Genomic DNA, 14,835 nt, shown 5'->3' on the forward strand with positions numbered 1-14,835 from the left:
GTCATGCCCAAGGCACCACCGATCAGGCCCAACTCACGCCCTCAGACCGGCTGTCCGGCGCGCCGCCGGGCATGGGGCCAGGGTCAGGCCGGCTCGCGTTCGCGGAGCCGCTGGCTGACGACCTGCGTCACGCCGTCCCCGCGCATCGAGACGCCGTAGAGCGCGTCGGCGATCTCCATCGTGCGCTTGTTGTGGGTGATGACGATCAGCTGCGAGCTCTGCCGCAGCTCCTCGAACAGCGTCAGCAGCCGCTGCGTGTTCGTGTCGTCGAGCGCCGCCTCGACCTCGTCCATCACGTAGAACGGCGAGGGCCGCGCCTTGAAGATGGAGATCAGGAACGCCACGGCGGTCAGCGAGCGCTCCCCGCCCGACAGCAGCGACAGCCGCTTGACCTTCTTGCCCGGCGGCCTCGCCTCGACCTCGATGCCGGTGGTCAGCATGTCGGCCGGCTCGGTCAGCACCAGCCGTCCATCGCCGCCCGGGAACACCCTGGTGAAGATCTGCTCGAACTCCCGGGCCACATCCTCGTACGCCGAGGCGAACATCTGCTCCACCCGGTCGTCGACCTCCTTGACCACGAGCAGCAGGTCGCGCCTGGTCTTCTTGAGGTCCTCGAGCTGCGAGGTGAGGAACGCGTGCCGCTCCTCCAGGGCCGCGAACTCCTCCAGGGCGAGGGGGTTGACCTTGCCGAGCTGGTTCATCTGCCGCTCGGCGGCCCTGGCCCGCTTCTCCTGCTCCTCGCGCACGTACGGCACGGGCGGGTCGCCGGGGACCGGGACCTCGGGCCCGTACTCGGAGATCAGGGCCTCGATCTCGACCCCGAACTCCTCCAGCGCCCGCTGCTCCATCTGCTCCAGCCGCAACCGCTGCTCGGTGCGGGCGACCTCGCTGCCGTGCACGCGGTTGACCAGCTTGTCCAGCTCCTGGCCGAGCTCGCGGACGCGCAGGCGCACCTGCTTGAGCTCGGCGTCGACGGCCACCCTGGCGAGGTCGGCCTCGTCGCGCTCCCTCGACGCGAGCCGGACGGAGGACTCGAGCTCCCTGAGCACCTGCTTGGCGCCCTTGCTGACGGCCTCGGCCACGGCGGCCTGCTGGCGGCGCCTGGCGCGCTGGGCCGCGGCCTGGGCGCGGTCCTGGCGCTCGCGCTGGGCGGCCCGGACGAGCCCGTCGGCGCGGCCCTCGATGCCCTTGACCCGCTCCTCGGCGGTGCGGACCTGGAGCCGGGTGTCCATCTCGCGCTGCCGGGCGACCTCGCAGGCGCCGGCCAGGTCGTCGCGGAGGTCGGTGGTGGGCTCGGACTCCAGCTCCTGGGCGTATTCGGCCTCGGCCAGGCGGACCTCCAGCTCGGCCACCTCCTCCAGCCCCTCGGCGCGGGCCTCCTCCGCCTTGGTGACGCTCACGGCCAGGCGCTCGGCCTCGTCGTGGGCGGCGTTGGCGGCGGCCTCGAGCTGGGCCAGGCGCTTGGCGGCGGCGGCGTTGCGCTGGTCGGCCTCCCGCTGGCGGCCCCTGACCTGGTCGAGGGTCCCCTGGACGGCGCTCACGCCGGCCTGGGCGGTGGTGACGGCGGTCTGTGCCTCGTTGGCCTTCGCCTGGGCGGCCTCCAGCGCCGCCTGTGCCGTCTGCTCCTGCTCGGCCGCCTGGTCGAGGGCGACGGCCGTCTCCTCGGCCCGGCCCTCGGCCTCCTCCAGGTCCCTGACGGCCTCGTCGAACGCGGCCCGTACCTGCAGCACGGAGGTGCCGCCCTCGGAGCCGCCGCTGGCCAGGTGCGCGCTCACCAGGTCGCCCGCCTTGGTGACCGCCCTGAGCTCGGGGTGGCTCTCGACGACCGCGCGGGCCGCCTCAAGGTCGGCCACGAGCACGACGTCCGCGAGGACGTGGTCGAGGGCGGGCCGCAGGTGGTCGGGGACCGTGACGAGGTCGGCGGCCCACTGGCCGCCCTCGGGAGCCGCCGTACGGGTGCGCCGGGCCCTGTCGTCGTCCGCCCCCACCAGGAGGGTCGCCTGACCCGAGCCCTGGGTGCGCAGCAGGTCAAGGGCCTCGACGGCCGTGTCGAGGGACTTGACCGCGATGGCCTCGGCGACCGGGCCCAGCACGGCCGCCACCGCCGGCTCCGCGCCGGGCGTGACCTGCATCGAGGCGGCCAGCGGCCCCAGCACCCCGGCCAGGTCCGCGTCCAGCAGGGCCGCGCCGCCGTCGCCCTTGGCGAGCCCCAGCTCCAGGGCGTCGCGGCGGGCGATCAGCGCGGCCACGGACCGCTGGGCCTCCTGGTCGGCGGCGCGCGCGGTGGTCATCCCGGACCTGGCGGCCTGCAGGGCGGCGCGCGGCGCGTCGAGGCCCGCCTTGGCCTCCTCGGCCGCCGCGCGCGCCTCGTCGGCGACCGCCCTGGCCTCCTCCACCAGCGCCTGCGCCGTGGCCAGCTCCTCGGCGAGCGCGGGATCGACCGCGGGCTCCTCCAGCCGCTGCGCCTCCAGGTCCTCCCTGGCCCGCCGCTCGCGCCCGGCCGCGTCGGCCACGGACTGCTGGAGCCGCCCGATCTCCTCCTCGGCGGCCCGCGTCCGGCTCCGTACGGAATCGACCTGGCCGCGCAGCTTGGCCAGCCCTTCGCGGCGGTCGGCGGCGGCCCGGGCGGCCAGGGCGAGGCGGTGCTCCTCGGCGCTCAGCTCGGCCTCGGCCTCGGCCCGCCGCTGGACGGCCTCCTCCAGCAGCTCCTGAGCCTGCTCCAGCTCGGCACCGAGGATCAGCTCCCGCTCACGCACCTCGGCGGCCTCGCGCTCGAGGTCTTCGGGGTCGCGGCCGCGGCGCTCGATGGCGGCGGCGTCGAGCGCGTGCCGGTGGCGCTCGGCGGCGAGCTGCGCCAGGCCGGTGATGCGCTCGCGCAGCGACGAGAGCCGGAAGTACGTCTCCTGCGCGGCGCTCAGCCGCGGCTGGGTCTCGGCCTCGGCCGTCTCCAGGGCCGCCTCGCGCTGCTGACCCTCGGCCAGCTCGGCCTCGACCTGGTTGCGCCTGGCCGTGATCGCGGCCTCGTCAGCGGCCTCGCGCTGCAGCGTCGTACGCAGGATGCACACGTCGTCGGCCAGCAGCCGCAGCCGGGCGTCCCGCAGGTCGGCCTGGATGACGGCGGCCTTGCGGGCGATCTCCGCCTGCCGGCCCAGCGGCTTGAGCTGGCGGCGCAGCTCGGTGGTGAGGTCTTGCACGCGGGTCAGGTTGGCCTGCATGGAGTCGAGCTTGCGCAGCGCCTTTTCCTTGCGCTTGCGGTGCTTCAGCACGCCCGCGGCCTCTTCGATGAACGCCCGCCGGTCCTCGGGCCCCGCGTGCAGGACGGCGTCGAGCTGGCCCTGGCCGACGATCACGTGCATCTCGCGGCCGATGCCGGAGTCGGACAGCAGTTCCTGGATGTCGAGCAGACGGCAGGTGTCGCCGTTGATCGCGTATTCGCTCTGCCCCGACCTGAACATCAGCCGGCTGATCGTGACCTCGGTGTAGTCGATCGGCAGCGCGCCGTCGGTGTTGTCGATGGTCAGCGTCACCTCGGCCCGCCCGAGCGGCGGCCTGGAGGAGGTGCCGGCGAAGATGACGTCCTCCATCTTGCCGCCGCGCAGCGACTTGGCGCTGTGCTCGCCCATGACCCAGGCGAGGGCGTCGACGACGTTGGACTTTCCCGAGCCGTTGGGGCCGACGACGCAGGTGATGCCCGGTTCGAGACGCAGGGCGGTCGCTGAGGCGAAAGACTTGAAGCCGCGCAGGGTGAGGGTCTTCAAATACAAGCGCGACCCCCTTCTCCCTGATGCGGACTTCGGAAAGCCTACTGGTCCTCACTGCCCCACGCGGGCCGGTACAGTCCACGACTGCCCGGCCCGCGTAAAGGAAGCTTTCCGAATATGCGCAAATAACAAGGGACGCCTCTCCGAGACGTCCCTGGGGTCTTGCGCTCCGATCACTCTCAGGTGAGTGCCGGCTCGCGCTCTTGCATGCGACTTAGTGCCTCATCGCGGGTTTGCGCCGCAAGAGCGTCATTGGTGGCCTGAAGTCGGATGAGTTCTGCCTCCAGATCCCGGATACGCTGCTGCAGGCGGCGCATCTCCGAGACCATCCGAGGGTCAGGACCGCCGACGTGGCCGAGTAGAGCCTTCGCCATGGTAAAGGGTCCTCCACGCTGAGTGACCAGACTGGTTCGCGCACTTCTTATTCCGCGGGAGGGGTGCGCGTGGTACCTAACAAGAGTCGCACCGGCAGTGTGGGCGGTCAAGTCGAACGAACCGCTGAGCCCTACTGATGGGCACTCCCGACATACAACTATACCCTATTTGGGCGGTTTAACGGAAGTCGCTACCGCTCCACAAATCCACCCAAACTACCTCGGGGTTCACTCCAACGTTCCACTACTCCATCGACCCTGCCCGGCGTGTCGCAACCTCTGAGCAGCGCCAGCAGCTTGACGCACGCCTCGCGCGGGCCCTCCACGACCACCTCCACCCGTCCGTCCTCGGTGTTGCGCGCCCATCCCACGAGCCCCAGCTCCAGTGCGCGCGCCCGGGTCCACCAGCGGAACCCCACCCCTTGGACCCTGCCCCGTACCCAGGCGGTCAGCCGTGAATTGTCATTGTTTTCCTGCATTTCATCTCCCGTCAGGCCACAAGGGACTCCATCCGGTGTGCGTGCCCGACCGCCGCCTCGTCGAACGCCAGCACGGCCGCGGTCTCGGCCGCCTTCACCCAGGCCAGGCCCATGATCGACGGGCTCAGCCCGGTGACGGGGACGAAGCTCACGTCGGGCCGCCGGTGGTGGGCCGCCGTCGGCGTGCAGAACAGCATGCCACCCCGGTCGAGCGCCACCTGGGTCAGGCCCTCCTGGCTGGTCGCCACGGTGCCGGCCCGGGGAATCGGACGTCCGGAAGGGGTTACGGACGGTGCGATCCGCTCGCGATAGGCGCGCGGGGCGGGGCCGTCCAGGCCGATCAGGGGGACGTTCACCAGCTCTTCCGCGGCGATGCCGGGGCGGGCGGCCAGCGGATGGCGGGTGGAGACGCCCAGTTGGTAGGAGACCTCGTTCAGCCCTTCGCCGGTCGCCAGGTCCGGCTCGTTCACCGGGAGCAGCGTGAACGTGAGATCCACCTGCCCGGCCCGCAGCTTGCCGAAGGGGTCCGAGAGCGGGATCTCGACCAGCTCCACCTCACACTCCGGATACCGGCGCTCGAAGGCCCGCACGCTGCCGGTGACGACCTCCGTGGGCGTGGCCAGGAAACCGACCCTGAGCCGGCCGGTCACCTCGCGGGCGGCCGCCTTGGCCCGGCGCACCGCGTTCGCCAGGCCGTCGTAGGAGGGGCGCAGGTCGGCCAGGAAGCGCTCGCCCAGCGGCGTGAGGCGCACCCTGCGGCTGGTGCGCTCGAAGAGCCTGCCGCCGATCCTGGTCTCCAGCGAGCGCATGAGCTGGCTCACCCTGCCGGGCGACAGATAGAGGCGCTCGGCCGTACGCGCGAAGTGCAGCTCCTCGCTGAGCACCACGAAGCACTCCAGCTCCCTGAACTCCATCCCCATCACCTCGGATCGCTTAGCCTGCCTAAACCAAGCCTTCGGACTTCGTCATTGTTCCCGTCCGCCGCCGGACCCGAGGCTGAGGGGCATGACCACTACTGATGTCTCCCCCGCTGTCCGGGCGCGCTGGCTCGCCGTGTCGTCGGTGGCGGTGGGCACCTTCACCGTCGTGACCAGCGAGATGCTGCCCGTCGGCCTGCTGACCTCGATCGCCGCCACCCTTGGGGTGTCCGACGGGACGGCCGGGCTGATGATGTCGGCCCCGGGGCTGGTCGCCGCCGTGTCCGCGCCGGTGCTGGCGCTCACCGCCCGCCGGCTGGACCGGCGGGTGATCTTGATCGGGCTGATGGCGCTGCTGGCGGTGGCCAACCTGGTGGGCGCGTTCGCGCCGAGCTATCCCGTCATCCTGGCCGCCCGGGTGCTGACGGGGGTGAGCATCGGCGGGTTCTGGGCGTTCGCGGCCGGCCTCGGGACGCGGCTGGTGCCGGAACGGTCCGTCGGGCGGGCCACGTCGATCATCCTGGCCGGGGTGTCCGTGGCGTCGGTGCTGGGGGTGCCCGCGGCGACGTTCGTGTCGTCGTTCGCGGGGTGGCGCAGCGCGTTCGTCGCGATGGGGGTGGTGGCGCTGGCCCTGACCGCCGTCCTGTACGCGACCCTGCCGCCCCTTCCTGGCGAGGCCCCTGCCCGAAGTGCCGGATCCCGGCGCGGATGGCTCTCGGGGCCGCTCAAGACCGTCCTCGTCCTGACCGTGCTCGTCGTGTCCGGCCACTTCGCGGCCTACACCTACGTCCGGCCGTTCCTGGAGCAGGTCTCGCACGCCGGCCCCGCCCTCGTCAGCACGCTCCTGCTCCTGTACGGCGCCGCGGGCGTGGCGGGCAACTTCGCCGCCGGGGCATGGGCGGCCAGGAACCCCAAGCCGGTCCTGATCGCTCTGGCCGCGCTCATCGCGCTCGCCACGGCGGCCCTGGCCTCGATCGGCCTGCCGCTGGTCGTGCTGCTGGTGTGGGGCTTCGGTTACGGAGGCGTCGGGGTGACCCTGCAGCTGTGGATCATGCGCGCGGGCGGCGGGGAGCTCGGCACGGCGCTCTTCGTCGGCGCCTTCAACGTCTCCATCGCGCTCGGCGCGTTCGCCGGCGGCCGGGTCGTGGACGGGGTCTCGATCTCCGCGGTGATGTGGCTGGGCTCCGGGCTCGCCGTTCTCACCGCGGCCGTCGCTGGCATCTGGGGCAGGAGTAGGACGAGCGGTTCATGAACGGCTCGCGCCTGATCGCGGTGCCGCAGCGGGAGCAGGGCAGGTCGCGCCGCCCGTAGACCTCCAGCGAGCGCTCGAAGTAGCCGCTCTCGCCGTTGACGTTGACGTACAGGCTGTCGAACGAGGTGCCGCCCTGCTGCAGCGCGGAGGACATGACGGCGCGGACCCCGGCCAGCAGCTCGGCGATCTTGGGACGCGTGAGCGTCTGCGTCTGCCGGGCCCCGTGCAGGCGGGCGATCCAGAGGGCCTCGTCTGCGTAGATGTTGCCGACGCCGCTGATCAGCGACTGGTCGAGCAGCGCGCGCTTGATCTCCGTGTGCCTGGCCCTGAGCCTGCCGGCGAACTCCGCGTCGTCGAACACCGGCTCGAACGGGTCGGGGGCGATGTGGGCGATCGGCTCGGGGACGCCATCGGCCAGGCCGGTCAGCATGACGTGACCGAACGTCCGCTGGTCGACGAAGCGCAGGTCGGGGCCGCCGTCCTCGAAGCGGAGGCGTACCCGCAGGTGCTTCTCCGGCGGCGAGTCGGGCTCGACGACCAGCAGTTGGCCGCTCATCCCCAGATGGGCCAGGAGGGCCTCCTCGGCGCCCGACAGCGGGAGCCACAGGTATTTGCCGCGCCGCTCGGCGGACAGCACCGCGCGGCCCTTGAGGCGCGCGGCGAACTCGTCGGCTCCTGGCGCGTGCCGCCTGATGGCGCGGGGGTGCAGCACCTCCGCCGAGGCGATCTCGCGCCCGGTGACCCACTGCGCGAGGCCGCGCCTGACGACCTCGACCTCCGGTAGCTCAGGCACCTCAGACCCTTTCGTGTGGCTCGCCCCGGGCGGGCGTTCAGCCCGCGGGCTGGCTCTCGCGCTGCTCGCGCCGGGCCCTGATCCGGGTCCAGGCCGCCTCGGCCGCCTGCTGCTCGGCCTCCTTCTTGCTGCGCCCGGTGCCCGAACCGTACGACTCGCCGCCGACCCGCACCATCGCCGTGAACGACTTGGCGTGGTCGGGACCGCTCTCCTCGACGTGGTACTCAGGCACGCCGAGCGCCTCGGAGGCCGTCAGCTCCTGCAGGGAGGTCTTCCAGTCGAGCCCGGCGCCGAGCGAGGCCGAACGGACGATCAGCGGGTCGAACAGCAGGTGCACCACGCGGAACGCCTCGTCGAGCCCCTTGTCGACGTAGATCGCGCCGATCAGCGCCTCGAGGGTGTCGGCCAGGATGGACGACTTGTCGCGCCCGCCGGTGCCCTCCTCGCCCCTGCCGAGCCGCAGGAACCGGCCCAGGCCCAGGTTGCGGGCCACGTCGGCCAGCGCGCGCATGTTGACCACCGCGGCGCGCAGCTTCGCCAGCTGGCCCTCGGGGAGGTCGGGGTGGTTGCGGTAGAGGGTGTCGGTGACCACCAGGCCGAGCACCGAGTCGCCCAGGAACTCCAGGCGCTCGTTGGTGGGCAGGCCGCCGTTCTCGTACGCGTAGGAGCGGTGGGTCAGCGCCCGCTCCAGGATGTCGGAGTCGAGGCCGACCGCCAGGACCCGCTCCAGCTCGTCTCGGGCGACCTCTACGGCCACCGGCTTAGGACCTGTGCCCACGTGCTTTCCTCCTCGGACATCTTCGCATGGTGTGGCGACTGCGGAAGATGCCCGAAAACGTGGTGGGCGTCGGGGTAACGCGTAGCCCCGGCGTCCACCACGGCCGCGGGCGAACCGCCGCCGCACGCATCTGAGACGGTAACGCCGACCGAGGCACCATCGCACCCGGTCGGCATCACGTCAACTGCTGACGGATCAGGCGGAAGGCTCGATGACCTGACGCCGGTTGTAGGTGCCGCAGGTGGGGCACGCGATGTGCGGCTGCTTGGGCGAACGGCACTGCGGGCAGCTCACCAGGGCGACAGCAGTCGTCTTCCACTGGGAGCGACGGTGGCGGGTGTTACTCCGCGACATCTTTCGCTTCGGGACGGCCACGTCACTTCTCCTGATCGTTATCTTTGTCGGTAATCAGACCTTGCAACGACGCCCAGCGGGCATCGATCTTCTCGTGCCGGTGGTCCTCGCCGGCCTCGGCCAGCTTGATCCCACACTCCGTGCAGAGCCCTTCGCAGTCCTCACGGCAGACGGGGCTCAACGGCAGTGCGAGCACCACCGCGTCGCGGAACGTCGGCTCGAGGTCGAGCAGCTCGCCGTCGAGCAGCGAATCCTCGTCCGAGGCGTCCTCGTCGGAGTAGAAGAACAGCTCCTGCAGGTCAACCTCGATGTCCGAGGTGACGGGGTCGAGACAGCGAGCGCACTCCCCGGCGAGCGGGGCCTGCGCTGTGCCCGACACGAGCACGCCTTCCATCACTGCTTCGAGCCGGAGGTCCAGCTCGACTTCGGCGTCTTTGGGGACACCGATCATGTCGACGCCGAGATCCGCCGGTGCCGGGAGGGTCAGAGTCATCTGCCGCATCGTGCCCGGCCGCTTTCCCAGGTCATGGGTTGAGATCACCCACGGGGAGCGGGGGTCGAGGTGCTGAGTCATCCTGCTCTCGCTAGGCATGGCGAGACGATCGCCGTCGTACAAGGCCGAAATGAAAGGATAGCAGGTCGCGCTCAGCCCCTGAGCCGCTCGATGAGCAGCTTGTGCACGAGATCGGGCACGAGGCCCGAGACGTCCCCACCATACCTGGCGATCTCCTTCACCCTGCTGGAGGACAGGAACGAGTATTCGGGGTTCGTCGGCATGAACAGCGTCTCGACCCCCGACAGGCGGTAGTTGAGCTGCGCCATCTGCAACTCGTAGTCGAAGTCGCTGACCACCCTGATGCCTTTGACGATGGCGGGGATGTCGTTCTGCCTGCAGAAGTCGACCAGCAGTCCGTGGAATTTCCGCACCTTGACGTTCGGATATTCCTTGGTCACGGTCTGCAGGATCTCAATTCGTTCGTCCACCGTGAACAGGCTGCTTTTCTCGACGTTGATGAGGACTGCCACGGTCACCTCGTCATAGAGCCGGGCGGACCGGCCGATGATGTCGAGGTGGCCATTGGTGATGGGGTCGAACGACCCCGGGCAGACTACGCGGCGCAAGACGCCTCCCAGGTCTACGGGTTCCCGGCGGCGCGACCGTACCAAACGGATGCTTCGCCATAACGACGGACCCTCTCCTCAACGTAGCCTTCCGGCCACATCAGTGCCTTTCCCCTGCTTTCCCTCTCGAATGCCACCAACGCCTCATCCAGCAGCCAGCCGTTGTCGCGCAGCGACTCCAGCGTCCGCCGGACCTCCTCGTCGGACACGGCGTAGGGCGGGTCGGCGAAGACGATGTCGTACGGCTCGGCGGGCGGGTTGCCGAGCACGCGCTCGACCTTGTCCGCGATCACCCTGGCGCCGTCGAGGCCCAGCGACTGGACGTTCGCCTTGATCGTCCTGACGGCCTTGGGGTCGGACTCCACCAGCACGGCCTCCTTGGCGCCCCTGGACAGCGCCTCCAGGCCGATCGCGCCGGACCCGGCGTACAGGTCGAGCAGGCGGGCGCCGGTGAGGCCGTACAGGGAGTCGAGCGTCAAGAAGATCCCTTCTCTGGCCCTGTCGCTGGTCGGTCTCGTCCCCCGCCCCGGCGGCACCGCCAACCGCCTGCCACCTGCGCTGCCTGCGATGATCCGCGTCATGTGACCCATTGTTCCGCATGTTCGCGCAGGTCAAGAGTGGACAAGTGTCTGCCTCGAGTGCGCAAGGGTGATTCACATCGGCGCGACGGGCCCGCATGATGAGTTCTGCGGCCTTCAAGGTGACCCACATGAAGGCCGACCGGCGTGATCGTGAGCCCTTCCGCACGCCGGTTCCCTCGGCACCTGACCCGAGGGTGGGCCCAGCCGGGGACGGCATTCGGGGGGAGGCCGTCCCCGCGGCTGGGCTTTTCCACTGCCGGCAGGCTGCCCACCGCGCCACCGAAGCGCCCCACGCCGCCTCCCCGCACCGGCACCCAGGCCTGGCCATCGAAGCGCCACACGCCCCTCGCCGCCACCAACCCCGGCCCCCGGCCCGCCGCACGCATCGCGCCGAACACCACCCCGCCTCACCGGTGCCGGAACCTCCAGCGCGCCGCCGGACAACCGTAAGCGCCGTAACCGCCGCACGCTGCCCCCGGCCCGGGGGTTGCTCAGGCGGTCACGACCATGGGGGTCAGGTCTTCTCCAAGTACTCCGCGCGTTCGTCCGCCAGCAGTCGGGCGATCTCCGCCCGCAACCCCTCGGACGACGTCAGGTCCGGATCCTCCTCCAGGAGGGCGGCGGCCTCGTCGCGGGCCGTGGCGATCACGTCCTCGTCCCGCAGGAGCTGCAGCAGCTTCAGCGACGACCGCTTGCCCGACTGCGCCGCACCCAGAACGTCGCCCTCCCGCCGTTGCTCCAGGTCCACGCGCGACAGCTCGAAGCCGTCCAGGGTGGTGGCGACCGCGTCGAGGCGGGCGCGGGCGGGCGTGCCCTCGGAGAAGTCGGAGACCAGGAGGCACAGCCCCGGGAGGCCGCCGCGGCCGACGCGGCCGCGGAGCTGGTGGAGCTGGGAGACGCCGAAGCGGTCGGCGTCCATGATGATCATGACGGAGGAGTTGGGGACGTCGACCCCGACCTCGATGACGGTGGTGGCCACCAGGACGTCGAGCTCGCCCCGCGTGAAGGAGCGCATGATCGCGTCCTTCTCCTCCGGCGGGAGCTTGCCATGGAGCGTGCCGACCCGCAGGTCGTGGAAGGGGCCGCTCTTCAGGAGCTCGGCCACGTCGAGGACCGCCAGCGGCGGGCGGCGGTCGTCGTCGCCGGCGGCCGCCAGGTCGCCCTCGTCGCCCTCCAGGTCGCCGATGCGCGGGCACACGATGTACGCCTGCCGCCCCAGCGCCACCTCCTCCCGCACCCGCTGCCAGGTGCGTTCGAGGTAGTGGGGCTTCTCGGCGGCCGGGACGACGTGCGTGGTGATGGGGGCGCGGCCCGACGGGAGCTGGGACAGCGTCGAGATCTCCAGGTCGCCGAAGACGGTCATGGCGACCGTGCGCGGGATCGGCGTGGCCGTCATGACCAGCACGTGCGGACGGCCGCCGGCCGCCTTCTCGCGCAGGGCGTCGCGCTGCTCCACCCCGAACCGGTGCTGCTCGTCCACCACGACCAGCCCCAGGTCGGCGAACTGCACGTGCTCCTGCAGCAGCGCGTGCGTGCCCACGACGATCCCCGCCGTGCCCGAGGCGGCGTCCAGCAGGGCCGCGCGGCGGGCGGCGGCGCCCATGGAGCCGGTCAGCAGCGTGACCGACGTGCCCCCGAACATGCCCCCCTGCGCCAGATCCCCGAGCATGCCGGTGATCGAGCGGTGATGCTGCTGGGCCAGCACCTCCGTGGGGGCCAGCAGCGCCGCCTGGCCGCCCGCGTCGACCACCTGGAGCATCGCCCGCAGCGCCACCACCGTCTTGCCCGCGCCGACCTCGCCCTGCAGCAGTCGGTGCATCGGGTGCTCCAGCGCGAGGTCGGCGGCGATCTCCTCGCCGACCTGCGCCTGCCCCTCCGTCAGCGAGAACGGCAGCCGCCCGTCGAAGTCGGTCAGCAGGCCGTCGCCGCGCCTCGGCCTGGGCTTGGCGGGCAGGGCGGTGGCGGCCCGGCGCCGCCGCAGCAGCACGGCCTGCAGCACGAACGCCTCGTCGAACTTCAGCCGCTTGCGCGCCCGCCCCACCTCGGCGAAGTCCTTCGGCCGGTGGATGCCCACCAGCGCCTCGCCGAGATCCTGCAGCCCGTGGCGGGCCCGCAGCTCGGCGGGCAGCGGGTCGTCGAGCGGGCCCAGCGTGTCGAGCACGACGCCGACCGCGCGCCTGATCGCCCACGGCGTGACGTCCTTGCCCGCGGGATAGATCGGCACCGGCGCCGCCGCGAACTCCTCCGCGTTCGCCTCGCCCTCCTCGAACAGCTCGAACTCCGGGTGCGCGAGCTGCCAGCGCGGCTTCGACCGCGCCCCGAACAGCCCCACCTTGCCCGCGAACATGCCCCGCTGCCCGGGCTTGAGCCGCGTCTCGGCCACGTGGGAGCCCTTGCCGAAGAACGACAGGTAGAGCCTGTTGCCGTTGCCGTCGACGACCTCGACCTCCAGCCAGGTGCCGCCGCGGTTGCGCATGGGCTTGCGCATGAGCCTGGTCACCTCGCCGACCACGGTGACGTGCTCGTCGACCTCCAGCGCGTCGAGCGTGGTCAGCTCGCCGCGCTCGGCGTAACGCCGGGGATAGTGGCGCAGCAGGTCGCCGACCGTCTCCAGGTCGAGCACGCTGTGCAGCAACTTGGCGGTCTTCGGGTCGAGCGCCTTCGTCAGAGGCTCGTCGAAACGGCTCACGGCATTAAGTTCTACCGCGTCGGCCCGACAGGAATCCCGTTCATCGGTGTCACTCCACGCCGATCAGGAGCGGATAGCCGCCCTGCTCGCCGTCGTACACGACCAGATCCACGTCGGGCCGCGTACCGCGCAACTGCTCCTCCAGCCGCGCGGCGAGCTCCGGCGGCGCCTGCGCGCCCGTGACCAAGGTCACCAGCTCGCCGCCGCCGGCCACCATCCGGTCCACGACCACGGTGGCCACGCGGTCGAGCGAGCCGCCGATCACCGCGACGTCCCCGTCGATCATGCCGAGCACGTCCCCGGGGCGGCACAGGCCCGCGCTCGTCATCGCCTCCCGGTCCGCCACCGTCACGTGTCCGTACCGCGTGTGCCCGGCCGCGTCCGTCATCGCCACCACGTCGTCGTCGAAGCGGCGCAGCGGATCGTGTACGGCCAGCGCCGCCAGCCCCTGCACGGTCGCCTTCGTCGGCAGCACGCTGACCACGGCCCCGTCCTCGCGGGCGATCTCCGCGGCCGCGGCGGCGACCGACCTGACGCCCTCGTCGTTCGGCAGGACCGCGACCTCGCTGCCCGCCTGCCTGATCGCGGCCAGCATGGCGGGCAGGGTGGGCCGGGTGCCGGGCTCGCGGCGTACCACGACCGCGCCGCACTCCTCGAACAGCGCCGCGATCCCGTCCCCCGCGGCCACCGCCACCACGCCCCGGCCCGCGCTGCCGCGGTGGGTGCGTTCGGCCAGGTACGTGATCCTGATCCGATGCGGCCGCCCGGCCCGCAGCCCGGCCTCCACGGCGGGACCGGCCTCGGCCACGTGGACGTGCACGTTCCACAGCCCGCCGCCGCCGACCACGACCAGCGAGTCGCCCATGGCGTCGAGCTCCTCGCGCAGCGCGGCCACCGCGGCGTCGTCGGCGTCCAGCAGGTACATCACCTCGTACCCCGCCCCCACCTCGGCCATCGGCGCGACCCGCGAGGTCGGCGCGGGCACGTCGTAGTGATCGCTGTAGGAGTCGGTGATCACGGAGGCCAGGGTCTCCAGCACGATCGCCGCGCCCGCGCCGCCCGCGTCCACCACGCCGCTGCGGGCCAGCACGTCCAGCTGGGAAGGCGTACGGCGCAGCGCGGCGCGGGCCTCACCCGCCGCCTGCCGCGCCACCGCCCGCAGATCGCCCCCGTCCACGTCCTGTACGGCTCGCGCGGCCGACTCCAGCACGCTCAGCACCGTGCCCTCCACCGGCCTGGCCACCGCCTCCCTGGCCAGCACGGCGGCCCTGAGCAGCCCGGCCCGCAGGTCGGAGCCGTCCTTCAGCACCTCGGCGAGGCCGCGTAACGCCTGGCTGACGATCACGCCGGAGTTTCCGCGGGCCCCGACGAGCGCGCCGTACGAGAGCGTCTGCCACACCACGGCCGCGTCCACGTCGTCGGGCAGCGACTCGACGGCCTCGGCCGCGGACAGCATGGTCAGGTGCAGGTTGGTGCCGGTGTCGCCGTCGGCCACGGGGAACACGTTCAGCGCGTCGATCTCGGTCCTGGCCCGGCCGAGCGCGTCGGCGGCCAGGCGGGCCCAGCGGCGCACCGCCGGCGGGTCGAGGATCTTCATCTGCACCCTCCCGGCTTCCGGCGTGGCCCGGATGCGCTACGGTTGTCGATGGAGAATATCGCCGCCGGACCGCCGGTCCAGCGTTCCAGTTCGCGCCCATCGGTGTGGATCGGATATTCTCGTCTGGCTGGCCGGTTG

13 protein-coding genes are annotated in these 14,835 nt (G+C 71.7%); 1 reads left to right on the forward strand and 12 read right to left on the reverse strand.

Annotated features, from left to right (window positions below; genetic code table 11):
* Positions 1-83 precede the first annotated feature (83 nt).
* From smc to ACWEPL_RS01780, 4 genes are all read right to left on the reverse strand, one after another.
* Complete coding sequence (smc, locus tag ACWEPL_RS01765; protein WP_452434707.1) at positions 84-3,764, reverse strand: chromosome segregation protein SMC; 3,681 nt, start codon at positions 3,762-3,764, stop codon at positions 84-86.
* Between the two features lie 176 nt (positions 3,765-3,940).
* Positions 3,941-4,135 carry a hypothetical protein gene (locus tag ACWEPL_RS01770; protein ID WP_090938435.1) on the reverse strand — a complete coding sequence of 65 codons (195 nt, stop codon included), beginning with the start codon at positions 4,133-4,135 and terminating at the stop codon, positions 3,941-3,943.
* Positions 4,136-4,326: 191 nt separating this feature from the next.
* Entirely contained in the window at positions 4,327-4,614 is a 288-nt protein-coding gene (locus tag ACWEPL_RS01775; RefSeq protein ID WP_350729740.1) for an acylphosphatase, read from the reverse strand.
* An 11-nt stretch (positions 4,615-4,625) separates the two neighbouring features.
* Positions 4,626-5,528, reverse strand: coding sequence for a LysR family transcriptional regulator (locus ACWEPL_RS01780; RefSeq protein ID WP_452434710.1), 903 nt, complete (start codon positions 5,526-5,528; stop codon positions 4,626-4,628).
* Between the two features lie 91 nt (positions 5,529-5,619).
* Between ACWEPL_RS01780 and ACWEPL_RS01785 the strand changes: the two genes are divergently transcribed.
* Entirely contained in the window at positions 5,620-6,783 is a 1,164-nt protein-coding gene (locus ACWEPL_RS01785) for an MFS transporter (RefSeq protein ID WP_363975990.1), read from the forward strand.
* Here ACWEPL_RS01785 and mutM read toward each other — a convergent pair.
* The 8 genes from mutM to ACWEPL_RS01825 all read right to left on the reverse strand — a co-directional run bounded on the left by mutM (position 6,731) and on the right by ACWEPL_RS01825 (position 14,697).
* On the reverse strand, positions 6,731-7,576 hold the full coding sequence (mutM, locus tag ACWEPL_RS01790; protein ID WP_363975993.1) for a bifunctional DNA-formamidopyrimidine glycosylase/DNA-(apurinic or apyrimidinic site) lyase: 846 nt from the start codon (positions 7,574-7,576) through the stop codon (positions 6,731-6,733). The two genes, ACWEPL_RS01785 and mutM, sit on opposite strands and share 53 nt — an antisense overlap.
* 37 nt (positions 7,577-7,613) lie before the next feature.
* A complete protein-coding gene (rnc, locus tag ACWEPL_RS01795; protein WP_363976698.1) occupies positions 7,614-8,333 on the reverse strand; it encodes a ribonuclease III in 720 nt (239 codons plus the stop codon).
* Between the two features lie 216 nt (positions 8,334-8,549).
* Positions 8,550-8,729, reverse strand: a complete 180-nt coding sequence (rpmF, locus tag ACWEPL_RS01800) for a 50S ribosomal protein L32 (RefSeq protein ID WP_139632166.1) — start codon at positions 8,727-8,729, stop codon at positions 8,550-8,552.
* 1 nt (position 8,730) lies between these two features.
* Positions 8,731-9,300, reverse strand: coding sequence for a YceD family protein (locus ACWEPL_RS01805; protein WP_452434912.1), 570 nt, complete (start codon positions 9,298-9,300; stop codon positions 8,731-8,733).
* Positions 9,301-9,353: 53 nt separating this feature from the next.
* Complete coding sequence (coaD, locus tag ACWEPL_RS01810) at positions 9,354-9,830, reverse strand: pantetheine-phosphate adenylyltransferase (protein WP_185068071.1); 477 nt, start codon at positions 9,828-9,830, stop codon at positions 9,354-9,356.
* A 14-nt stretch (positions 9,831-9,844) separates the two neighbouring features.
* Positions 9,845-10,411: a 16S rRNA (guanine(966)-N(2))-methyltransferase RsmD gene (rsmD, locus tag ACWEPL_RS01815; RefSeq protein WP_350729731.1), complete on the reverse strand. Its 567-nt coding sequence runs from the start codon at positions 10,409-10,411 to the stop codon at positions 9,845-9,847.
* A gap of 514 nt (positions 10,412-10,925) precedes the next feature.
* Entirely contained in the window at positions 10,926-13,100 is a 2,175-nt protein-coding gene (recG, locus tag ACWEPL_RS01820) for an ATP-dependent DNA helicase RecG (protein WP_452434714.1), read from the reverse strand.
* A 49-nt stretch (positions 13,101-13,149) separates the two neighbouring features.
* On the reverse strand, positions 13,150-14,697 hold the full coding sequence (locus ACWEPL_RS01825) for a DAK2 domain-containing protein (protein WP_452434716.1): 1,548 nt from the start codon (positions 14,695-14,697) through the stop codon (positions 13,150-13,152).
* Positions 14,698-14,835: the final 138 nt, after the last annotated feature.

The organism is Nonomuraea sp. NPDC004186 (assembly GCF_053603495.1).